Consider the following 22,469-nt stretch of genomic DNA (forward strand, 5'->3'; position numbering starts at 1 on the left):
GGGTTTATGTTCCCAACTTATTGGAAATAACGTCCATGTTATCACAGCTGAAACCTTACTTAGTATGCTTCCAATTCAGTGAATACAGGTCAGTTCGACGGTCTTTTAAATTGTTCACAGAGCCTTCACTGCGTGTCAGTTTGAGTTTATCTAGGTCCAAATCTGAGAACATGATCATCTCTGTATTGGGGGTAGTTTCTGCCATCACAGCATCGTGTGGATAGGAGAAGTCAGACGGTGAAAAAACCGAGCTTTGGGCATATTGGATGTCCAAGTTTTCCACCTGAGGCAGGTTGCCACAGCTACCACAAATGACCACATAACATTCGTTTTCAATGGCGCGAGCTTGCGCACAGCGACGAACACGAAGGTAACCATTTTTGGTGTCCGTCCAGAAAGGGACGAATAAGATGTCCATGTCTTGTGATGCCAACAAACGGCCAAGTTCTGGGAATTCCACATCGTAACAAATCAAAATACCAACTCGACCAGCGTCGGTATCAAATACCTTTAGGTCATTGCCGCCTTCGATAATCCAGTCACGACGTTCATGTGGTGTGATGTGGATTTTCTTTTGCTCTTCGACGGTGCCATCACGACGACAGAGATAACTGACGTTGTAGAGAGTGTCGTCTTCCATCAAGGGCATGGAGCCTGTAATCACGTTAATGTTATAACTCACCGCCAGTTGTGACATTTCATTCTTAAAACGCTCAGTGTAACTAGCAAGAAAGCGGATCGCTTCCGTTTGGTTGCTCTGATCTGGGCTCAGGCCAATTAAAGGGGCGTTGAAAAACTCCGGAAACAGGACAAAGTCACTTTTGTAATCGGATACCGCATCGACAAAATACTCTACTTGTGTGAGCAGTTCATCGACACTTTCTACTTCACGCATTTGCCATTGAATCGCACCGATTCGAACCTGTGTCTTTCTGGATTTTATGACGGTGGTTTCCGGTGCAAAAAAGATGTTTTTCCATTCCAGAAGAGTGGCGTAACCTTGGGACTTTTCATCTTCTGGCAAGTAACGCTTCATTAAGCGAGTTACTTGGAAATCGTTTGATAGTTGGAAGGTGAGAATGGGGTCATAAATCTTACGCTCACGCACTGCTTCTAGGTATTCAGCCGGTGTCATTTCATGAGCATGCTCGTGGTAATTTGGAATTCGACCGCCCGCTAGAATGGCACGTAAGTTGTGCTGGCGGCATAGTTCTTTACGTGCTTCATATAAACGACGACCGAGACGATAACCTCGGTATTCTGGTGCGATTAAAACATCGAGGCCGTACATGGCATCACCAAGACGATCGTTGAGAATGTTTTCTTTTTGATCCACTAAATCATCGTAAGTATGCGGGTTACTGAAACGCTGATAATTTACTTGGACTGATAGGGCAATGCCGACAATTTCACCATGATCTTCTAGACAGATCTGACCTTCAGGAAAGTCTTTAATGAGTTTGTGAATCGTGTGCTCAGGCCAAGCGCCACCAATGTCATGGTAGACCTTATCCATCAGGGTTTTGACTTGGGTGTAATCTTGGTTAGTAATGTTGCGAATTTTTAAATGTAAATCTTCACGCATGATAGCTAAGCCCCTTTGAGCTTTGTCCTCGATAAAATCTGATAATAACGCGTATTAAGTGATAAGGCGTTAAAATTTCTTTTCAATTCCTTGGTTTTCATTTCTCTAAAATAGAAAACCCCCGCCGAAGCGAGGGTTTTGATCTTACTCAATTAGTAAGAGACAGTTTAAAGGTCTTATTTCTTGAATTCTGGGTACGCTTCCATACCACATTCAGATAGATCAACACCTTCGTATTCTTCTTCTTCGCTGACACGAACACCCATGATAGCTTTGATGATTAACCAAACTACCAAGCTTGTTACGAATACCCAGACGAAGATAGTTAATGCACCTGCGATTTGACCGCTGAAGCTTGCACCGTCGTTGGTTAGTGGCACAGCTAGCAGACCCCAAATACCCACAACACCGTGGACAGAGATGGCACCAACTGGATCATCAATTTTTAGCTTATCAAGTGTTAGGATAGACATCACAACGATCAGACCACCAACCACACCGATTAGCGTCGCACCTAGAGCCGAAGGCGTAGAAGGTTCTGCTGTGATCGCAACCAAACCTGCTAGCGCACCGTTAAGTAGCATTGTAAGGTCTGCTTTACCGAATAGGATGCGAGCGAGAAGAAGCGCACCAATCGCGCCACCAGCCGCAGCTGCGTTTGTGTTTAGGAAGACCATGGCAACAGAGTTAGCGTTAGCGATGTCGCCTAGTTTTAATACAGAACCACCGTTGAAACCGAACCAACCCATCCAAAGGATGAAGGTACCTAGTGTTGCTAGTGGTAGGTTAGCACCAGGAATGGCACGTACTTCACCGTTAGGACCGTATTTTCCTTTACGAGCACCTAGTACAAGCACACCAGCAAGAGCGGCTGCCGCACCGGCCATGTGAACGATACCAGAACCAGCAAAGTCAGAGAAACCTAAGTCGCCTAGGTTGAACATACCGAATACATCGTTGCCACCCCAAGTCCAAGAACCTTCCATTGGGTAGATGAACGCTGTCATCACTACTGCGAAGATTAGGAAAGACCACAGTTTCATGCGCTCAGCAACGGCACCAGAAACGATAGACATAGCGGTTGCTACGAATACCACTTGGAAGAAGAAGTCAGAAGCGCCAGAGTAAATAGAGCCGCCTTCAAAACCGCCATCACGGCCAGCAAAGTCTGTTAGAGTAGAAGCAACGTCTACATCTTGAATACCAGTTAGGAACCAAGTGCCGCCGTACATGATTGAGTAACCACAAACTAGATACATGATACAAGAGATCGCAAATAGCGCGACGTTCTTTGTTAGGATTTCAGTGGTGTTTTTAGCACGTACTAAACCTGCTTCCAACATGGCAAATCCGGCTGCCATCCACATAACCAGTGCACCACACACCAAGAAGTAGAAGGTGTCCATGGCATATTGTAAGTGAAAAATTTGATCTTGCATGTTTCGCCCCCCTAAAGGCTAAAATATTCGAACTGTGTTAAACGGCTTCTACGCCAGTTTCGCCGGTACGAATACGAACCGCTTGCTCAAGGTTAACGATAAAGATCTTACCGTCGCCGATTTTGCCAGTATTTGCAGCACCACTAATGGCTTCAACCACTTGGTCTGTCATGTCGTCTGCAATGGCTAGCTCGATTTTTACTTTAGGTAAAAAGTCCACAACGTATTCCGCACCGCGGTATAGTTCTGTGTGGCCTTTTTGACGTCCGAACCCTTTCACTTCTGTTACCGTGATGCCTTGAACACCGATTTCAGAAAGCGCTTCTCGAACATCATCGAGTTTAAATGGCTTGATGATGGCAGTAATAAGCTTCATACCCACTGTCTCCTTTAAAAGTCAGTTTTATTGTCGTATCGCAGGTAGATGTCTTTATTCAATATGCGTGCCATCTCTTTAACAGCCCAAGGGATAAGGGCTTTGTAAGGTTTTTGTCGGCTTATTGAAATTAAAAAGGGCAGGAAATGATTGCACTTAGTGCAGCATATTGGGGTGCGTTAAACAAGCGGTGCTTTAAGTTGGTGCAAAAACGCATCTATAAAATAGCGTTATCTCACCTTTTGGCTCTATCTGCTTGCTCCTAATACAAAAATAGGCATGACGGTGGACGATCTAAAAATGACAGGAAATGCCATTTAATGATAACTAAATGGTCAAGTTGCATTTTTTACTGCACAAAAAGAAGGCGTAAATGAGTTTGTTACTGAGCTTGTTTGTACCTTTGCTCGACCACTATACTAGACAAAGGATTCGTATTATTTAAATAAGCCCTATCAGGAAGCATTGAGAGTAAAATGATTGATCAATTTATTAAACAGTTAGGCACTGGTTTGGAGCAGGCAGCGGAAACCTTAGGAAAGCTGCCGAAAGAGGAAATTCAAGCTCAGTTGCATCAAGTGGCGCAAACCACGTTAAGCAAAATGGACCTAGTGACTCGCGAAGAGTTTGAAGTGCAGGCGGCAATGTTGGCTAAATACCGAGAGAAACTGACCGCTTTGGAAGCGCGTCTGGCAGAGTTGGAAACCGATCAATAAGCTCATTTCCAGCCTTGCTGCCACAGGGCCTTTGAACTGAGGGATTGCCAAGGTAATCTATATTGTTGGTGATTGATGACGGCCTCCAATACACATTCGATTACCTTGTCGTCCTCATCACGGATGAGCTCAGTCACAATAAAGTGTTTTTCTTTTTGCTGTGGTGAATGGGATGTCCATTTAGAGAGTAATAATTTATTCGGGTTAATTTGATGTTTTGACATGGTTCATCCTGTTATCCGGCGTTGTTAACTTGTTGTTCCAAAGTAAGACGTAAATCGTTATGAATACGTGACAAACGCTAAGTTAGATGACCTAGCGAGAATATTACCAAACGATCAAGGAGTGATCATGAGTTTAGCTACTATCTACAGTCGTGCCCGTGTTGGTGTGGCATCCCCTCTTGTTACTGTCGAAACTCACATTTCCAATGGTCTGCCTTCTCTTAATATTGTTGGTTTACCTGAAGCGGCCGTTCGAGAATCCAAAGATAGAGTACGTAGTGCCATTATCAACAGTCATTTTGAGTTCCCTACTCGCCGAGTCACGATTAACCTCGCGCCAGCCGACTTGCCTAAGGAAGGCGGACGCTATGATTTAGCCATTGCCATCAGTGTGTTGGTGGCATCTGGACAGCTCGGAGAGTTGAATCTAGGTGATACGGAGTTCATTGGTGAGTTGGCGTTATCTGGTGATATTCGGGGAGTTTCCGGTTTATTACCATCAGCGATTGCTTGTCACCAAGCGAATCGACAATTGATTCTTCCGGCGGATAATCAAGCGGAAGCCGCACTGGTAGAAGGTCACTCTGTGTTTGCCAAGCATTTAACGCAAGTGACGGCGCATTTACTTAAGCAAGCTGCACTGCCTCTTTGTCAGGGGCGTCCTGAAACAGACCTTTCTGTACGCCAAGCGTTTAAAGATATGCGCGATGTGAAAGGGCAATACCAAGCAAGACGAGCGTTAGAAGTGGCGGCTGCTGGTGGCCATAATCTGTTGTTTATCGGTCCTGCAGGCACCGGTAAGACCATGTTGGCCTCTCGGTTGCCGAGTATCATGCCACAAATGACCGAAGCAGAGGCCTTGTCTGTGGCGTCGGTGCAATCTGTAGCAGGTCGTAAGATGGGGCAAGATTGGCATTGGTCAGAGCGACCGTTTCGTTCGCCTCACCATTCCTGCTCGGCGGCGGCTCTAGTGGGCGGTGGCTCAATACCCAAACCTGGCGAAGCGTCGCTTGCACATTGTGGCGTATTATTTTTAGATGAACTACCTGAGTTTGATCGCAAAGTGTTGGAAGTGTTACGTGAGCCTTTAGAGAATGGCGAAGTGCATATTTCTCGGGCTCGTGGGCAGGTGACTTTTCCTGCTAGATTCCAATTGGTCGCCGCGATGAATGCCAGTAACGAGGCGTATCGTGGAGAGCAAGATTATTATCAATCCAGTGCCAGTCAAAAGTATTTAAAGAAACTCTCAGCGCCTTTTTTGGACCGTATTGATTTGCACGTGGAAGTGCCGCCATTACCGTCTGATGTGTTGGTGAATGCACAGGAAGAGGGTGAGTCAAGCGACAGTATTCGCTTGAGGGTGGAGCAGGCGGTAGCGCGACAAAGGGCTCGGCAAGGTGTTCAAAATGCCCTGTTAAGTGGTCGTCAACTCGAAGCCATTTGTGCCCTTAGTGAAGAGGATAAACGCTTCATGCAACAAGCTTTAGACACACTAAAGCTGTCTGCACGAGCCTATCATAGGGTGTTAAAAGTCGCTTTAACTCTGGCGGACTTAAATGGCACCTCTGTAACGAGAGCACATTTAATGGAGTCTCTCAGTTATCGAAAAATGGAGAAGACATTGGCCAATCTCCAATCCAATGCTTGAGACGCTGATGACTTATTACCTGATGGCGGATTTGCCACCAGGTAGTTTCTCTAAGTTTGTTGCTGATGAATCATTAATTGCTCAAAACTCATGGCGACCCAGCTACTGACTAGCATATCGAACCATTGCTCAACGCCACTGCAAGCAACCACCAAATCGCCATAGACGAAAGCACCATAGAATGGCAGATCGTCATCTTTTAGAGAGGAAGGATGCTGTACCTGCAAATGCAAGTTGTGTCTCTGAGCTCGCCATGCTTGTTTGGCTTTGTTTCGGGCAAAATCATCAAATGGCTTTTCCCATGGCGTACCGCTTTTGATGGATTCTTGGTATAAGATCGCCTCATCAAAGTCACATTCCCAAGGCTTCAATCTAGGGTCTAAAATGACAATGTGTAATTCTGATCGAATGCTGCGCTTAAACAATTCATCGATGGCTGGACGCACCAAATCGATGGCTTGTTGGGCAATCTCTTGATGTGAATGTTTGTGATTCTTGGTCATGATAATGTTCCCGCATTAGGCTGGTTTAAAAGCGTATTCAAAAAAGTCCACCATAACAGGGACATCTTTATCACCATAGCCTTGTGCCACAGCAAGAGTAAGAGCATGACGGGTTGCTGGGCTAATAAAACTAGGCACATCGAGACCATCGACCATGTTTGAGTAGTACCCCAGATCTTTACGAGCATTGGCGATTGAAAACCCCAGCTTATTGGCATCACCGTCTACCGCGTTGGTTATTTGTGGTGCCATAAACGCCATAATTAATACGCCTATCGTGCCTCCGACAAATGAAGCAATGGTACCAATACCGATGGCTTTACCGGCTTCGCCGCGCATGGACAGGGAGTGACGCATCCAATGGCGTTGCTGCTGCTGCAGGTGTGCCTGGTGTGCGAATCAAAATAGCGGAAATGGAACCACCATAAATACCTCCTGTAAAAATACTCATCAGCATAAGGAGTCCCTGCAGGGAGGCAGAGAGAAGGAAAAAGGAATTAGCAAGGCACACCCCATAGTGGCTGTAAGTCCTGGTTAGCAACCTATCATGATGCCTGCAGTTACGCCCATAAGAATGAATAGCAGACTGGATAAGTCACAGAAGATTGTTTGGAATGCATCTAATAAATAGAAAAAGCTCATCTCAACTTACCTTTACAAAACAAGTGGTGGCGGTCTTCATAAGATGCTCTCAGGTAAGGGGATTTTGAGGAAAACAGAGAAAATGTCATAAATGACACCAGAAAAACTGAAAGCGGTTATTGTTAATACAGCTTGTTTGCACTGTCCTAGATAGAGCATAACGGCATACAAGAACGCTATGGTGTCAATCAGTGTATCTTGTCCTCTCGCAACCATTTCCACTGAGCAGCTAGAAGGCGAAGTGTTGGAGCAATTGCGTACTACGGGTCGTAAAATATCAGCGGCGATGGGGTACATAGGAAGCGAGTAGAGCGGAGTACTTTAATGATTTCTAGTGAGTGTATATAGTGTACTGAACAGGGAACGCAAACTAGAGGCATCATGAAGACTTTCTTTTTGACCGCTTTATTGGCACTTTTTACCTCCATTGTTATGGCGAATGATCGAGGCTTCGATCTTGAGATGGGGCCATATCTGTCCTACATGGACTATAGTGAGCATGGTGATGTCAGCCAATACGGGGTGTTGACGGGCGTGTTGGCCCGCTATTCTTCTTATTATAATTTTTCTGTTTTATTCGTTGATGTGTCTTACGCCAGTGATGACATTAGTCAAAAAGGCGCCGGCAAAATTAAGTCAGTGAAGAATGAAGTCTATGACTTAAGAAGTATGATTGGCCGAGCTTTGTATGTGAATAACCGTTATCGAATCACGCCCTATTTAGGGTTGGGCTACCGACGTTCTCTTTTGGATTCTCGAGGCAAGCGATCCAGTACTTCTATTGAAGGTTACAAGAGTCAACAAACCTATCTTTACAACCCTATTGGTATTGAATTTCAAGAACAGGTGAACGAAGCCGGTTGGGCGTTAGGAGCTCGCATTGAATACGATACTGTGCTGTTGGCAAGAAATGAAACACGGCTCTCCGCAGCTGAAGGGTATCGAGCCATAGAAACCGATTTAACCAAAGCCCGTGGTTACCACTTTTATTTGCAGTTACAGCGTTTATTGAATCCAGATGGTGGTGGGATTGTGATTGAGCCCTTTTACAAATACTGGCAAGCAAATGACGCCGAGAAATCTGGTTTAGCGGCGAATACGGCCAATCATTCTTCCAATGAGTGGGGCGTCTCCCTTTTATTGTCTTTTTAATCTGCGCTATTTTTTAGTTCCCTATTCTTCAACACTTCATTTGGTTACAATTCCGCTCCCAGTTTTGTTTTCTCCTTTGCAGAACAATGATTTTCGTCTTTGGAAAGCACTTTTTTCCGATAAAAATAGTGGATTGGAAGGTGTGAATTGGGCATCAATAATAATGAATGACAGCCATGCGGTGGACATGATGTTGTCAAAATGGAGTATAAAAATATGGTAATTCAGTTATTCCCTCTTTGGGCTATTTTGCTTTCAGTATTGGCTTTTTTTCAACCTGATATGTTTGTTGGTTTGAAGTCTCAAATTGTCCCTCTATTGACTGTGATCATGTTGGCAATGGGTTTAACCCTGAGCCCAAGTGATTTTAAACAGGTGCTAAAAAACGGTAAGGCAGTGGGCGTGGGCGTATTGCTGCAGTTTTTAGTCATGCCCATTGCGGCTTTCGGTGTGGCGTTTGCGTTTGGTTTCGATAGCGAGCTGACCGTTGGTATGTTGCTGGTGGGGAGTGTGGCTGGCGGTACCTCGTCCAATGTGATGTGTTACTTAGCAAAAGGCGATACAGCACTGTCAATTTCTATGACCGCTATTTCGACTTTGTTCGGCGTCGTTTTAACGCCTTTACTGGTCTCTTTGATGATAGGCCAGAGTGTGGATGTTCCCGTTGCTTCTATGTTGTGGAGCTTGTTTAAGATTGTTTTGTTGCCGGTTGCCGCTGGGGTTTTGATTAACACTTTCTTCGCTCAATATGTGCGTAAAACTGAAGTGGTGTTTCCTTATATTTCCATGTTCGCCATTGTATTAATCATTGCAATTGTGGTGGCATTGAGTGCATCGAAAATTGTTCAGGTCGGATTAATTGTCGCCGCCGCCGTGATTATTCATAACAGCATTGGTTTATTATTAGGTTATTGGGTCACCAAAGCTTTGGGATTCGATGCTCGCGTGTGTCGTACCATTGCGTTTGAGGTTGGCCTACAAAACTCAGGTTTGGCCGCAGCGTTGGCGGTGAAATTCTTTACCCCAATGGCGGCATTGCCAGGTACCATCTTCAGTGTTTGGCATAATATTTCTGGTTCGTTATTGGCCAGTTATTGGAGTCGTCGCTCTGTGGATAAAACTGACGCTTAATCGGGGCTGTTTCAGTTAACAAAAACGGGTAGCTTGGCTACCCGTTTTTGTTGGTATTAAGTCTGTGCTAGCGGCTAATGAAGCGGATAGACTTAGTGTATTTAGTGAGTTTAATAAGTGACAAAATAATGTCATATTGAAAAGGTAGACGCGAGTGTACTGAACCATTCAATAGAGCCATTTTTACAGCAGAGTTGTCTTTGTATCGAACCTTGGCTCTTCTCTGGTGTAGAATGTGTTTTTTATCCGTTCAGCTGTGAGCCCATATGAGTGAATCCTTACCTTCCATATCACAACGCATGCGTAATCTAAATGATCGCCAACTCGAAGCGGTAAAGCAGATTGATGGGCCTCTGCTTGTGTTAGCGGGCGCAGGGTCGGGTAAAACCAGTGTAATTACCACGAAAATTGCCTATCTGATTCAAACCTGCGGTTTTAAGGCCAACAGCATTATTGCGGTCACCTTTACCAATAAAGCAGCGCGAGAAATGAAAGAGCGTGTAGTGGGCATGCTGAGCAAAGAAGAAAGTCGAGGTCTGAGTATTTCGACTTTTCACAATTTGGGGTTGCGCATTTTACGTCGTGAATACCGTCGAGTGGGTTTAAAAGAAGGTTTTACTCTATTCGATTCACAAGACTCCTTGTCGTTGATTAAAGAAATCTTAGACAAGGAATTTAATGGTCAAACGGATTCCGCTGCCCATTGTCAGCACACCATTTCCAATTGGAAGAATGATCTGACCACGCCGCAAGAGGCCATGACCAATGCAGACACAGAAGAATACCTGCTTGCGGCACAAGTTTATGTGCAATATCAGCGCTACCTTCGGGCTTACAATGCGGTGGATTTTGATGATTTGATTCTGTTGCCTGTTAGTCTCTTGATGTCGGATGAAGAGTTAAGAGATAAGTGGCAGAAGAAAGTTCGTTATCTCTTGGTGGATGAGTGTCAGGATACCAATGCCAGTCAGTACGAATTGATTCGCCTCTTGGCAGGCTTCCGTCGTTGTTTCACCCTAGTGGGTGACGATGACCAATCCATTTACGCCTGGCGTGGGGCGCGACCCGAAAACCTAGAGCGCTTATCGGTAGACTATCCGAATTTGAAATTGGTCAAACTGGAGCAAAATTATCGTTCCACTAAAACCATTCTGAAAGCCGCCAACACCTTAATCGCCAATAACCCACACGTTTACGATAAATCCTTATGGAGTGATTTGGGGTTAGGGGATCCGATTCGGGTGATGGTGACGCGCAATGAAGACGCTGAATCCGAACGTGTCGCTGCCGAAATCCAATCTCGTCACTTGCGTCATGACATTCCCTATCGGGATTTTGCCATCCTTTATCGAGGTAACCACCAAGCACGCTTACTGGAAATTAAGCTGCAAGCCTATCGTATTCCATACAAGATGAATGGTGGCACATCCTTCTTTTCTCGCGCTGAAATCAAGGATTTGATGGGATATTTGCGTCTTTTAGTGAACCCTTCGGATGATAATGCGTTTCTGCGTGTGGTGAATTTACCGCGTCGAGAAATTGGCCCGGCGACCTTGGAAAAAGTGGGCAATCTTGCCACTGAGCGTCAAGTCAGTTTATTTGAAGCGTCTGGGTATAAAGAGCTGGAAGAAAGCGTGACGGGTCGCTCTTTAAAAAGTCTACAAGATTTTGAGCGCTGGATGTCAACCTTGCGACAACGCCTGCAAGGGGCTTCGCCAGTGCCTGTGATAGAGCAAATGATTCACGACATGGATTATTATGGTTGGATTCAAGAACAAAGCTCGTCAACCAAAGCCGCTGAACGACGCATTGAAAACGTACGCTTCTTACTGGATTCCATTCAGCGCATGATGGAATCTGCCTGGGAAGAAGATGAGAGTGCGGAACTCGATCAGGCTATTAGCAAGCTTTTGTTAATCGATATGCTTGAACGACAAGAAGAAGAGGAAGACGAAGACAAGGTGCAATTGCTAACACTTCATGCGTCGAAAGGCTTGGAATATCCTCATGTGTTTCTGATTGGCTGTGAAGAAGAGCTACTGCCGCACCGTAATAGCATTGAAAACGATGATATAGAAGAAGAGCGTCGTCTGGCTTACGTAGGGATTACCCGAGCAAAGCGAACCTTATGTATTACCTTAGCCGCAAAGCGCCGCCAATACGGTGAAGAAATTGACTGTCTCCCTAGTCGTTTTCTGGATGAACTACCAGAAGAGGACCTAGTATGGGAAGGTCGTGGCGATGAAGGCGAAAGTGCGAAAAAAGAGCGTGGACAAGCCTCGTTATCCGCATTGAAAGCCATGTTAAACGATTAGCTATTGTCTAACATAAATTGAATCGCCGCTTGAATTTCGTTCTCACTGCAATTGGAGCACATGCCTTTTGGTGGCATGGCGTTCAAACCTTCAATGGCATGCTTCAACAAGATTGGCATGCCTTGTTCTTTTCTCGGTAGCCAATCCGATGAGCTTCCCAGTTTTGGCGCTCCTGCCACACCATGCATATGACATGCTACGCAAAACGAGTTAAATATTTTACCGCCAGACCGTTCAGTGGAAGCACTTGCGCTCAATGCTGCGGAACTCATCATCATGCCAGTCAATAAAAGGAAGAGGTGGGTGGCCTGAGAAAAGATGGAATGGTGCTTAACGCTTTGATAAAGCATGTGGATCGGCTTCCTATAAAATCCAGCGTAAGGGAATTGGGATGAATTATCTGCCACTTTTACGATGAGGTAAATGCAATGGATCAAACCGCAGGGATAAAACACTCATTTTTCTGCGATTAAGCACTGGCATCCTGCGTGATTTCCTTTAGAATACGCACTCCAATTTACTTCTGATCAGTCGATCAAAAGTGTCTAATGCGCCCGTAGCTCAGCTGGATAGAGCGTCGCCCTCCGGAGGCGAAGGTCGAAGGTTCAAATCCTTTCGGGCGTGCCATTTATATTGCTTTAAGCTTTTGATATTTATATATATTTTATTTTCCTCTCTTTGTTTTTCTTGATGTTGACTACACTTTGTCTACGTATAAATTCCATAAAAAATCTTTCTGGGTTAGTATTGATGTGCCCGTGGGCAGATTATCGTAAGGTGGATTTGCCTTATTAAGTAAAAATGTGAGGTTTTAAAGCTTCATTCTCTACTGGTGGTTGCTTCTTGAAGCGTGATACACAACTTGCGCGAGGCAAAAGAGTGCCCACGGGCTAATTGAATAATAAAGGATATATTCAGTGGAAAACTCTGTCGCTAATAATGTTTCTAGCTCTCTTCAAGTTCCTCTTTTGAATACACCTAATTTGCTCATGGTAGGGGCTTTAGCTTCTATATCAGATTTGGCTTTTTTTTTAAAAGTGACACCAAAGCACCTTACTTATATAGCCTACCATTTGGATGAAATATATAAATATAGTGAATTTGAAATACCCAAAAAATCCGGAGGCTTTAGAAAAATATCAGCTCCCCATATTCCCATTAAAATTTTACAAAAAAAGCTGTCCGATTTTTTTCAGTGCTGCTTTGAAGAAATATTATATTTAAATAATGTGAATAATAAAATAATTCATGGGTTTATTAAGGAGAAGTCAATATCTACTAATGCTTCATTGCATTTAAATAAGAGGTATTTGTTAAACATTGATATTGAAGATTTTTTTTCATCTATTCATTTTGGTAGAGTTTTTGGATATTTGACAAAAAATAGAAATTTTCAGTTTAAAAGTGATGTAGCAAAAATTATATCAGCACTTTCTTGTTATAAAGGAGTACTTCCACAGGGTTCACCTTTATCCCCAGTGCTATCTAACTTAATATTCCAGCCTTGCGATATTGCTCTTTTGAATTACGCTAAGAAAAACTCCATTACGTATACTCGATATGCAGATGATTTAACATTTTCATCTGACCGACCATTTGATAAAGATAAACTACTTCAAGATATTGAAGAATGTATTGCAAGATATGACTTTAAAATAAACTCTAAAAAAACTCGATTTCAAAGTTTTCACGAAAGGCAGTCAGTCACAGGGATTACGACAAATAAGAAGCTTAATGTTAGTAAAGAGTATTATAAAAAAGTCCGATCTTTGGTTTTCTGCTTGATTAAGGATGATGACTTTAAGTTAGAGGGGAAAAAGAATGAATATAATATTCAATCTAAATTGAATGTTCTTCAAGGAAGGTTAAGCCATATAGACTGGATTGATAGTCAAGAGAAACAAAAAAAGATAAAGTCAATCAAGAATGAAAAAGATATAGTTAAAGCTCATAGGGATCTAAATAAAAGAGAAAGAACACTTAGAGATTTTTATATATACACTAGATTTTTTTTTGATGAGAAAGCTTTAATTATTTGTGAAGGATCTACTGATATTAGCCATATAGGTATGATGATTAATTTTCTTAAAAAAAATGAAGAAGCGTTTTTTCGAAAAGAAAAAGAAAAGGTGGTTCAAACTTATGAGTTTCTAAAATGGGATAGTAATGCGAATAGGTTTCTTAGTGCAACAGGAGGTACACCTAGTTTCACTTCTATATCTAAAAGAATTGAAAATCCTGAAAAGTTCTCTAAAATTTTTAAGGGGAAAACTACAAAAAAGAAAATAATATACGTTATGGATTATGATGAAACAGGTGAAAAAGCCTTAGAAAACTTAAAAAAAACAGCATGGATTAAAGGAAACTCCTAACAATCTTATTTTTAAGAATAAGAATATATATGCCCTTTTAATTACGAGTACTAAAGGTTATGAGATTGAAGATTTATACCCTCAACATATTTTAGATGAAGAGTTTGAAGGTAAAAGGTTTAATAAAGATGATGAATTGAGAAGGGTGGACGAATTTGGTAAGGCACTATTTTTTGAAAAAATAATTTCACAAAGAAAAATGTCACCTTCTGATTACAGTTGCTTCGCTCCGTTCCTAAGCTCTTTGGAAAACATACTTGCAAATAAAGTCTAGTAACTGGATTTTAGTGGATTAAGCTCCTTGGCATCTTTTAAGTGCTCAGGTGCTAAATGAGCATATCTCATAGTCATTATGATTGTTGAGTGACCAAGAATTTTTTGAAGCGTTAGAATGTTTCCACCATTCATCATGAAATGGCTTGCGAAGCTATGCCTTAGAACATGTGAAGACTGTCCTTGAGGTAATTTTATACTGGTGGTCTTTAAGTATTTTCTGAAAGATTTTATGCAATCGAAGAATCGACCATGCGTTTTCATGTGATCTTCAAGTTGCTTAAATAGAGAGTCATTAATTGGAATAGAGCGATTTTTACCACTTTTTGTATCAGTGAAATCCACTTGGCCATTTCTGATATTTTTCGCTGTTAGCCCTTCTGCTTCTCCCCACCTTGCCCCAGTAGATAAACACACCCTTGTTATAAGTGAAACGTGCTCATTACCAATCTTATCTAGAGTGGATAATAGCTCTTCAATTTGTTCTGATGTTAACCAGCTCAATTCCTTTTCACAACCCACTTTTCTTTACTATCCAACAACTCCCTTTTTACTTGGTTACCTTTACCATTTTTAGCTAAAGGAAAAAAATATCTGTGCACAACATAGTAATCACCAAAAGATCAATTAGTTATCGTTAAGTGATGGAGTCGATGTTAGAAATTTCAAGAAAATAAACTGTCTACATCATGACTACAAAATAGAGCTGTTATGAGCAGTAATGAATGATTTGAACAGCTTCAGGTCTTTAGTTTCGCTCATTGCAGCTCATTACTACTCATTGTCAGCACTAATAAAAAGGTTCAAATCCTCTCGGGCGCGCCATTTCTTTAATCCACTGGCAGGGATGGCTTGATCTTCTCTGTTTACTTTATTACTTTCCATTTCTTAATTTTATGTTGTTGTTTTAGAAAGTGACTGTAAAGGCCATTTGAGTCGGATAACAGATCCGGAGACCCTTGCTCTTGTATATGTCCGTTTTCTAGAAAAATGATTTGATCGGCCATTTCAATGGTCGACAGTTGATGTGAAATAATGATTAGGGTTTTTTGGCCGCGTAACCGAGCAAATGTTTGGGTGATAATGGCTTTATTTTCCGTGTCTAAAGCGGCGGTTGCTTCATCAATTAATAAGATCGGTGTATCTTTCAATAATGCGCGAGCAATGGATATACGTTGGCGTTCTCCGCCTGATAACCGTGCTCCACCTTCCCCAACCAAGGTGTTCAAGCCTTCTGGGAGGCGTGCGATGATTTCAGTGACACCGGATAGTTGAGCAACTTCCTTTATTTCAGCATCGCTAGCGTCTGGCTTACCGATACGAATATTGTCAGCTATGCTACTTTGAAATAAATAAGGTGTTTGGAAAATCTGACTAATTTTTCCATTCAATTGTTCATTAGACATTTGTCGTAAATCAATGCCACCAATGCTGATACTTCCTTCGGTGACATCAAAAAAGCGTGATATTAATGACAGTAAAGTAGTTTTACCTGAACCAGATGGGCCAATCAGTGCAGTCATACTTCCAGGTTTAATACTTAAGTTGATGTCATGGATGGCGCTCTGTTTGTTTTCTGGATAAGTAAAACAAACGCCATTTAGAGTTAAGGTATGGTCTTGAGAAAATTGAGGTTTTTTGGGCTCTGGCAATGGTTCAATATCAAGAATTCCCTGTACATCTTTGAGTTGATTGCGAGCGCCTCGAATGGCTTCACTGTAGCCTGTCACATCTAGTAGTGGCTCAACAAAGCGGTTAACAAGTAATAAAGACGTAATAATACTAATGAGTATTTCATTGGTATTAGCTACGCTTATGACGGCAGAGCTGTTAAATGATAACAAGGCTGTAATCATTAAAACGGCAAGAATTGCTTGTACTACCCAAGCGTTAAGTATCACTGACATAACTGAAAGGTAGATGATTTTCTTGCTGGATTTTTTTTGTGACTCGAATGCTTTTTTTAGAAAATCTGCACTGCTTCCTTCACCGTTAAATGCTCGTAGTACAGACTGTGCTTGTGAAAATTCTATAATGCGATGACTTACTTCAGCGGTATTATGATGAAACTCTTGATCTATGCGCTGACCTAGGCGTGCTGTTATGATTAACACAACGGCCAGTAAAGGCAGTGAGAATAGGGCAATTATTCCCATTTTCCAGTTGATCGAAAACAGACTCAACACAATAATCAACGGAGTCATGGCGCCACTCAACACTGGCGTAAAAACGTGAGCCGGAAGTTGTGCTATTTCCATTATACCTTGGGAAATAACCTGGCTGAGACGAGCGGTATTATGAGAGTTAAACCAACCAACGGGTAACCGTGATATATGATCGCCTAATCGATGGCGACCACCTTGCAAAAGGGCAATACCGACTTCTATACCAGCTTTTTCGACTCTTAGCCGCCAACGCCAACACACTAAGGCACCTATTAACAAAACCACCAACCAAATGACAGTATTGGTTGTCTCGCCGAGTAAAAGGTAACGAAGCAGAGGCACTAATGAAATAATGGTAAGTCCATTAAGCAGTCCATAAATAATGGCCATAGACGCGTAACGTCGGAATTTTGATGCGTCTTCTCCTAATAATTGGAGCAAGGTATTTAACATAATTAAAGTGCCTCTAAGGGGGCTTGATAATTTCCTAACGACCACAATTGAGCATAACGGCCATATATTGATAGTAGGCTTTCGTGTGTTCCTTGTTCTCTTATTTCACCATTTTCGAGAACAACAATCTGGTTTGCGGCCATAATGGTGTCCAGTTTATGAGCAATAACAAGGACGGTTCGTCCTTGAGAAAATTGAGAAAGAGATTCTTGAATAACGACTTCATTTTCAGCGTCGGTCGAGGCGGTTGCTTCATCAAGCACCAAGATGGGGGGATCTAAAAGAATAGCGCGTGCAATACTTACTCGCTGTTGTTCTCCCCCTGAAAGGGTTATGTCTTCGCCAATAATGGAATCGTAGCCTTTTGGTAAATCCATGATACGTTGGTGAATATTCGCTGCACGTGCGGCTTCTTCAACATCAAGTCGTGTCGCTGATGGACGCCCTAACGCAATGTTGTCGTGCAAACTAGCGTGAATGAGGCGAACTTCTTGTAACACGAAACCTATACGTCTATATAACTCAGTCGTGTTTATGTCTCTTAAATCAACGCCTCCAAGCGTAATAGAACCTTCTGAAGGATCAAAGAAGCGTAAGATTAACCGTGCTAATGTGGACTTTCCTGAACCTGAAGCACCAACAATAGCGGTAACGGTATTCGGAGTAAGAGTTAGATTAATATTTTTCAATACTGCATTTTGATCATCATAAGCATAACTCAGGTTATTAATACAAATCTGGTTATTAAGCATATGGTTGCTTTTTTCTACTGTCGGTTGTGTAAGAACAGGCGTTTCTAATAGAGCTTGCAATCTATCTGCTGCCGCTGTGGCGTGAGCTAAATTATGGGTGCTAAAGCTTAATAGCATTAAGGGAGATGAAATTCCTGGTGCCACAAGAATGAAAGGAAGTAGATCAATAGGATCCATCCAATTAAAACTCACAAATAAGGTGCCGAAAGTGAGTACCGTACCCAAAACGGTTATTGGGGCGATGACTGCATTAGCATTTGCTAAGGGGGCTACTAATGGGCGAGTAAAATTCAAAAATCCTTGTAGGAAACTGTCCACTGCTTCATGGTATCCCTTGTGGGCTTGGCCACTTACCGCGAAGGATTTAATCACTGAAATCCCGCCAATAAACTCAGTAATGGCGTTGTTGATGAGAGCTTGCCCTGATATAAACCCTTTCATACGTTCTTCACTAATGGCTTTTTTGGCAGCACCGAAGATCAAATAAAAACAAGGGAAGGGGATGAGAGATACAATTGCCATGCGCCAGTCCATTAGGAACAGGTAAATCACTGAGAGTGAAATAACGCCATAACATCTGCCTCTAGTGCTATAAAAGTGAGCCGTTAATTCATGTAATGAACTGATGTCATCCTGCATCGCTTGTTTAACATCGCCTGATGCTTGATTTGTAAACCATCCTAGTGGCACTTTTGTGAGGCGTTGCAATACTGACAGTCGTAGACTATGCGTAATCTTGTGGTCCGCAAGGTGGGCAAGCAGCTCACTTGTCGTGATTAAAAGAGTGCCAATAACTAGGCTTAGCAAACTGATTCCCATGACCCACCATATTTCAGACTCTATATTTGCTTGAAATAAAGTGGTCGTTGTATTGGGGTTACCTATTAAAAGCTTGGTGATATAAGCAATTCCGGCTAATGGCACAAGTGTTAGCATGGCGCCAAGGCCAGCTAGAACCATTACGAAAAGTAATGGTCCTTTTATGGGCAGTAATAACCGATCAACAGGGGACTTATTTGTCATTGAGATATCCCTTTAGCACATCATCAATGATAATTTCCAGAGATGTCACGCCAGCACCAGTGATGTACCAAGCTTCGGAATCTACAAAAATGACTCGATTGTTTTTCCAGGCATTCGTTTGACGAAGTAGTGGATTATCCATGTTTTCTAGGTTGAGCCCTGAGTGTTTTTCCATCACGGCGGTTCGATCTAGAACATAAATAATGTCGGGATTATTCTCATAGATAAATTCACTGGAAATAGGCTGTCCATGCAAGCCAGCTTCCATGGGTGAATAGACGGGCTGGACGCCCAAGGCTTCGAAGACAAAACCATAACGCGACTTTTCACCTAAGAAGCGATAGGCACCATTATTATGGATCACTATCATTGCTTTATCTGAGTGGTTTTGAATAATGGATTTGGCGTTCGCCACTTTAGCTTCAAGCTCAGACGCTTTACGTTTTGCAAGGGCTTCTTTGCCAAAAATTTTACCAAGTGTTAGTAGATGATCTTTTACGATATCAAAGTGGTTGCTACCACTGTCTTTATAATTCACATCAAAATATAAGGTGGGGGCTAACTTTGATAGCTGTTCATAGTGACTAGCATGCAGTGGAGAAATAAGTATGAGGTCTGGTTTAAGAGAGTAGATTCGATCCATATTTGGTTGCACTATCGCGCCAAGATCCACTATCTCAGGGTCATTTACGTAATCTGATAAGTATTCAGGCGCAAAATCTTTAGGCATACCTGCAACGGAGATGTCCAAGACATTGAGTAAATCAACATCATTCATACCAAGCGCAGCGACTCGATGAGGACGATGTTGTAGAGTAATTGTCCCCAATCTATGCTCAATGGTCATTGGCGCAAAGTCATTTTTCGATGATTGAGTTATGTTTGTGTCATGCATGTTATTTTTTTGCTGGTCACAACCATAAATTAATGCGGTTGATATGAACAGAAAGGTCATTACCAAACTATTTTTTCTGACTCGTCGTCTATTTGTGAAAATGTCCATTAAAACTCCTCCTGTGGATGAAAGTAATTGCATACGATCCCATGTTTACTTTGTAAAATTTCAAATTCTATTTCATACAATGCTTTTAAGTTTTCTTCCGTAACGATGTTTTTTACAGAACCTGAGTCATAGACATTGCCTGACTTCATTGCAACAATGTGATTGGAATAATTGGCTGCAAAATTGATGTCGTGAATAACCAAAATGACCGTTCGGTTCTGCTCATCACATAGACGACGAAGGGCCCGCATTATTTCAACCGCGTGCTTCATGTCTAGATTATTCAATGGTTCATCTAGTAGCAGATAGTCAGTTTCCTGCGCGATGGTCATTGCCAAAAAGGCCATCTGTCGCTGGCCTCCACTCAGTTCATCAATATAAGACTGGCGTAATGGTTCCAGTGATAGGAACGAAATCGCATTATCAATGGCTTGATGATCTTCCTTGGTCAGTGAACCTCGGCTATAAGGGAAACGGCCAAAGGCGACGAGCTCTTCGACAGTCAAACGCATGGTAAAATCTTGAGATTGGCGCAATGTCGCGACTTGTTTTGCAAACATACTAATGCGAATGTCGGTTATGTTCTGTTCATTGATAAATATCTCGCCAGAATCCACTTTTAATAAGCGACCAATCATCATTAATAGTGTGGTTTTCCCAGCGCCGTTAGGGCCAATGAGCGATGTAAGTTGACCCGCTGGAAAGCTCGCGCTCACATTGTTTAGCACGGATTTTGTTCCATAGGATTTATGAATGTTATTGACATGAATCATGAGGCTTTCCTTAGGCGTAAAATCAACATGAGAAAATACGTCCCACACATTAAATTGACGAGAATTCCCACTGTTGTCTTATAGTTAAATAGGTGTTCCACCATGATTTGAGCTATCAGGAAGGTCGCGATCGCTATTGCGCATCCCGATGGCAAAGTCAGGCGATGCTTGGGGGAACGGGCGATCATATAAGCAGTATTGGCTACAAAAATTCCCATAAAAGCCGTTGGACCAAGTAGGCTGGTAGATGTCGCCACAAGTAACGCGATCAAAGCAAAATGCCGTTTGATAAACACTTGGTAATCAATACCAAGCGATGTCGCTTGATATCGACCTAATGAAAGTACATCAAACGTAGGCAGTGCCTTCCATATTATGATGCAGACAGCCCCGACTAAAACGGCTGCTATTGTCAGTTGACTTAGCTGTGCTCGGTTAAAAGACGCTTGGCTATAACTAAGTAATAGAGAGAATTCTCCGGGACTGATACTAAATTGAATTAATTGGGTAAAAGCACTTAATAGAAGCGTCAATACAAGCCCAACAAGCAGAAGCAAGTAAATATTGTTATTTTCACCAGCAAGTAACCAGCGGTGAATTACCCATGAATACAGCAGCATAATGCCAATGGAAAGGAAAAAATTACTGTTTTTATCAATGACGATTTGACTTTCCATACCCATATACAAGACCAATAGTGATTGGAATAAAAGGTAGATGGCTTCATAACCCATGATCGCTGGAGTGAGTATTTTATTCTCTGTAATCGTTTGAAAAGTGATCGAAGAAAACGCAATGCAAACGCCTCCAATGATGATAGCCGCCAATCGGGTTATCCGGTTTGGAATGATGTAGTTATAATCGAATTCGGCACCCATAAAAACAAAAGTTACCGCTAGTATGCATACCAGTATCCACAGAAAATACCGTGCAAAATTCCTCATTTTTTTGTTTTCCAGATCACAATAAGAAACATGAATCCGCCAACACAACTAGCGGTCAAGCCAATAGGGATTTCAAAGGGGTACAATAAAAGACGACCAAAAATGTCACATATGAGTAATACCGATGCACCTCCTAAGGCAATAATCGGTAACGTTCGTTTTAGATTATCGCCATAAAACATGGCGGCTAAATTGGGGATAATTAGCCCAACAAAAGGAATGGCGCCTACTGTAATGACGACTGAAGAAATCGTAATGGCCACTAAAATAAGACCTAAAGCAGTGACCCCTACGTAATTTAAACCAAGGCTAGTTGCTAACGTCTCTCCCATGCCGACAATAGTAAAGCGATGAGCAAATAAATAAGTAAGAGCTACAATTGGAAAAATGAAATAGATAATTTCATAATGTCCTTGAACCACCCTTGAAAAGTCGCCTAATAGCCAGCCTTGCATACTTTGCAACATGTTATTTTGATAAGCGTAAAACTCAGCGATAGCACTTAAAATAGCGCCATACATTAAACCAATAACGGGAACTAACACGGCATTTTTAAATCGGATAAGGCGAATAATGGTGATAAAAAATACGCTGGAAATGAGGCAGAAAACCAATGTAGAAAGCATTTTTCCTACGATTCCCAACGTGGGGAAATGAATAAGCGAAATCAGAATGCCAAGTTTTGCGGCATCTAACCCTCCTGACGTTGCGGGTTCAACAAATTTATTACGGACAATTTGTTGCAGAATAACGCCACAAACCGACAGCCCAACACCGGCTAAAATAAGTGAAATAAGTCTTGGGAAACGGCTCGCTGTTAAGGTTAACCAAGCCTCGCTGGAGAAGGACATGATCTGTGATAAATACAGCTGCTTAGCACCTACTAAAAGAGAGATCACACATAAGATAAAAAAAAGTAATCCTATGAAAAGCATATTTATCGGTGTGTAGATTTCCTCATGGATGGTGTTTTTATACAT

22 protein-coding genes and 1 tRNA gene are annotated in these 22,469 nt (G+C 42.2%); 8 read left to right on the top strand and 15 right to left on the bottom strand.

The annotated features are described in order from the left end of the window. Positions 1-55: 55 nt before the first annotated feature. From ACHUFM_RS07355 to glnK, 3 genes are all read right to left on the bottom strand, one after another. Positions 56-1,585, bottom strand: a complete 1,530-nt coding sequence (locus ACHUFM_RS07355) for a GNAT family N-acetyltransferase (protein WP_394181019.1) — start codon at positions 1,583-1,585, stop codon at positions 56-58. A gap of 176 nt (positions 1,586-1,761) precedes the next feature. Beyond that, on the bottom strand, positions 1,762-3,024 hold the full coding sequence (locus ACHUFM_RS07360) for an ammonium transporter (protein ID WP_394181021.1): 1,263 nt from the start codon (positions 3,022-3,024) through the stop codon (positions 1,762-1,764). 37 nt (positions 3,025-3,061) lie between these two features. Continuing rightward, the gene (glnK, locus tag ACHUFM_RS07365) at positions 3,062-3,400 is read right to left on the bottom strand and encodes a P-II family nitrogen regulator (RefSeq protein ID WP_013795072.1); all 339 of its coding nucleotides are present in this window, start codon (positions 3,398-3,400) and stop codon (positions 3,062-3,064) included. A 476-nt stretch (positions 3,401-3,876) separates the two neighbouring features. Here glnK and ACHUFM_RS07370 point away from each other — a divergent pair, with 476 nt between their 5' ends. Continuing rightward, positions 3,877-4,116 carry an accessory factor UbiK family protein gene (locus tag ACHUFM_RS07370; protein ID WP_394181023.1) on the top strand — a complete coding sequence of 80 codons (240 nt, stop codon included), beginning with the start codon at positions 3,877-3,879 and terminating at the stop codon, positions 4,114-4,116. A gap of 2 nt (positions 4,117-4,118) precedes the next feature. On the opposite strand, the gene ACHUFM_RS07375 is transcribed toward ACHUFM_RS07370, so the two are convergent. After that, on the bottom strand, positions 4,119-4,340 hold the full coding sequence (locus ACHUFM_RS07375) for a TIGR02450 family Trp-rich protein (protein ID WP_113875454.1): 222 nt from the start codon (positions 4,338-4,340) through the stop codon (positions 4,119-4,121). A gap of 127 nt (positions 4,341-4,467) precedes the next feature. Here ACHUFM_RS07375 and ACHUFM_RS07380 point away from each other — a divergent pair, with 127 nt between their 5' ends. Further along, positions 4,468-5,988, top strand: a complete 1,521-nt coding sequence (locus tag ACHUFM_RS07380; RefSeq protein ID WP_394181025.1) for a YifB family Mg chelatase-like AAA ATPase — start codon at positions 4,468-4,470, stop codon at positions 5,986-5,988. A 50-nt stretch (positions 5,989-6,038) separates the two neighbouring features. Here the strand turns inward: ACHUFM_RS07380 and ACHUFM_RS07385 are convergent, their stop codons facing one another. From ACHUFM_RS07385 to ACHUFM_RS07395, 3 genes are read right to left on the bottom strand one after another with little or no spacing between them, the layout of a single operon-like run. Then, a complete protein-coding gene (locus tag ACHUFM_RS07385) occupies positions 6,039-6,491 on the bottom strand; it encodes a hypothetical protein (protein WP_394181027.1) in 453 nt (150 codons plus the stop codon). 15 nt (positions 6,492-6,506) lie between these two features. Next, entirely contained in the window at positions 6,507-6,848 is a 342-nt protein-coding gene (locus ACHUFM_RS07390; RefSeq protein WP_394181029.1) for a tripartite tricarboxylate transporter permease, read from the bottom strand. Next, positions 6,811-6,948 carry a tripartite tricarboxylate transporter permease gene (locus ACHUFM_RS07395; RefSeq protein WP_394181031.1) on the bottom strand — a complete coding sequence of 46 codons (138 nt, stop codon included), beginning with the start codon at positions 6,946-6,948 and terminating at the stop codon, positions 6,811-6,813. Before ACHUFM_RS07395 ends, ACHUFM_RS07390 begins: the two co-directional genes overlap by 38 nt. A gap of 363 nt (positions 6,949-7,311) precedes the next feature. Here ACHUFM_RS07395 and ACHUFM_RS07400 point away from each other — a divergent pair, with 363 nt between their 5' ends. From ACHUFM_RS07400 to rep, 4 genes are all read left to right on the top strand, one after another. After that, positions 7,312-7,443 carry a hypothetical protein gene (locus tag ACHUFM_RS07400; RefSeq protein ID WP_394181033.1) on the top strand — a complete coding sequence of 44 codons (132 nt, stop codon included), beginning with the start codon at positions 7,312-7,314 and terminating at the stop codon, positions 7,441-7,443. Between the two features lie 71 nt (positions 7,444-7,514). After that, positions 7,515-8,285: a hypothetical protein gene (locus ACHUFM_RS07405; RefSeq protein ID WP_394181034.1), complete on the top strand. Its 771-nt coding sequence runs from the start codon at positions 7,515-7,517 to the stop codon at positions 8,283-8,285. A 216-nt stretch (positions 8,286-8,501) separates the two neighbouring features. Beyond that, complete coding sequence (locus ACHUFM_RS07410; RefSeq protein WP_394181036.1) at positions 8,502-9,416, top strand: bile acid:sodium symporter family protein; 915 nt, start codon at positions 8,502-8,504, stop codon at positions 9,414-9,416. Positions 9,417-9,682: 266 nt separating this feature from the next. Next, on the top strand, positions 9,683-11,731 hold the full coding sequence (gene rep, locus ACHUFM_RS07415) for a DNA helicase Rep (protein WP_394181038.1): 2,049 nt from the start codon (positions 9,683-9,685) through the stop codon (positions 11,729-11,731). Here rep and ACHUFM_RS07420 read toward each other — a convergent pair. Next, a complete protein-coding gene (locus ACHUFM_RS07420) occupies positions 11,728-12,081 on the bottom strand; it encodes a c-type cytochrome (protein WP_394181040.1) in 354 nt (117 codons plus the stop codon). The two genes, rep and ACHUFM_RS07420, sit on opposite strands and share 4 nt — an antisense overlap. A gap of 200 nt (positions 12,082-12,281) precedes the next feature. Between ACHUFM_RS07420 and ACHUFM_RS07425 the strand changes: the two genes are divergently transcribed. Continuing rightward, positions 12,282-12,358, top strand: a tRNA-Arg gene (locus ACHUFM_RS07425). Positions 12,359-12,648: 290 nt separating this feature from the next. Beyond that, a complete protein-coding gene (locus ACHUFM_RS07430; protein WP_394181042.1) occupies positions 12,649-14,103 on the top strand; it encodes a reverse transcriptase domain-containing protein in 1,455 nt (484 codons plus the stop codon). 270 nt (positions 14,104-14,373) lie between these two features. On the opposite strand, the gene ACHUFM_RS07435 is transcribed toward ACHUFM_RS07430, so the two are convergent. The 7 genes from ACHUFM_RS07435 to ACHUFM_RS07465 form a co-directional block, all read right to left on the bottom strand. Beyond that, positions 14,374-14,880, bottom strand: coding sequence for a tyrosine-type recombinase/integrase (locus ACHUFM_RS07435; RefSeq protein WP_394181044.1), 507 nt, complete (start codon positions 14,878-14,880; stop codon positions 14,374-14,376). Positions 14,881-15,242: 362 nt separating this feature from the next. After that, positions 15,243-16,994: an ABC transporter ATP-binding protein gene (locus ACHUFM_RS07440; protein ID WP_394181046.1), complete on the bottom strand. Its 1,752-nt coding sequence runs from the start codon at positions 16,992-16,994 to the stop codon at positions 15,243-15,245. Positions 16,995-16,996: 2 nt separating this feature from the next. Then, positions 16,997-18,769, bottom strand: coding sequence for an ABC transporter ATP-binding protein (locus ACHUFM_RS07445; RefSeq protein ID WP_394181048.1), 1,773 nt, complete (start codon positions 18,767-18,769; stop codon positions 16,997-16,999). Further along, on the bottom strand, positions 18,759-19,772 hold the full coding sequence (locus ACHUFM_RS07450; protein ID WP_394181050.1) for a siderophore ABC transporter substrate-binding protein: 1,014 nt from the start codon (positions 19,770-19,772) through the stop codon (positions 18,759-18,761). The genes ACHUFM_RS07445 and ACHUFM_RS07450 overlap by 11 nt, the downstream gene beginning before the upstream one ends. Continuing rightward, on the bottom strand, positions 19,772-20,545 hold the full coding sequence (locus tag ACHUFM_RS07455) for an iron ABC transporter ATP-binding protein (protein WP_063331560.1): 774 nt from the start codon (positions 20,543-20,545) through the stop codon (positions 19,772-19,774). The genes ACHUFM_RS07450 and ACHUFM_RS07455 overlap by 1 nt, the downstream gene beginning before the upstream one ends. Further along, on the bottom strand, positions 20,542-21,489 hold the full coding sequence (locus tag ACHUFM_RS07460) for an iron chelate uptake ABC transporter family permease subunit (RefSeq protein WP_394181052.1): 948 nt from the start codon (positions 21,487-21,489) through the stop codon (positions 20,542-20,544). The genes ACHUFM_RS07455 and ACHUFM_RS07460 overlap by 4 nt, the downstream gene beginning before the upstream one ends. Continuing rightward, on the bottom strand, positions 21,486-22,469 hold the full coding sequence (locus ACHUFM_RS07465; RefSeq protein ID WP_394181054.1) for an ABC transporter permease: 984 nt from the start codon (positions 22,467-22,469) through the stop codon (positions 21,486-21,488). The genes ACHUFM_RS07460 and ACHUFM_RS07465 overlap by 4 nt, the downstream gene beginning before the upstream one ends.

The sequence above is a fragment of the Marinomonas posidonica genome (genome assembly GCF_043643765.1).
GTDB lineage: Bacteria > Pseudomonadota > Gammaproteobacteria > Pseudomonadales > Marinomonadaceae > Marinomonas > Marinomonas posidonica_A.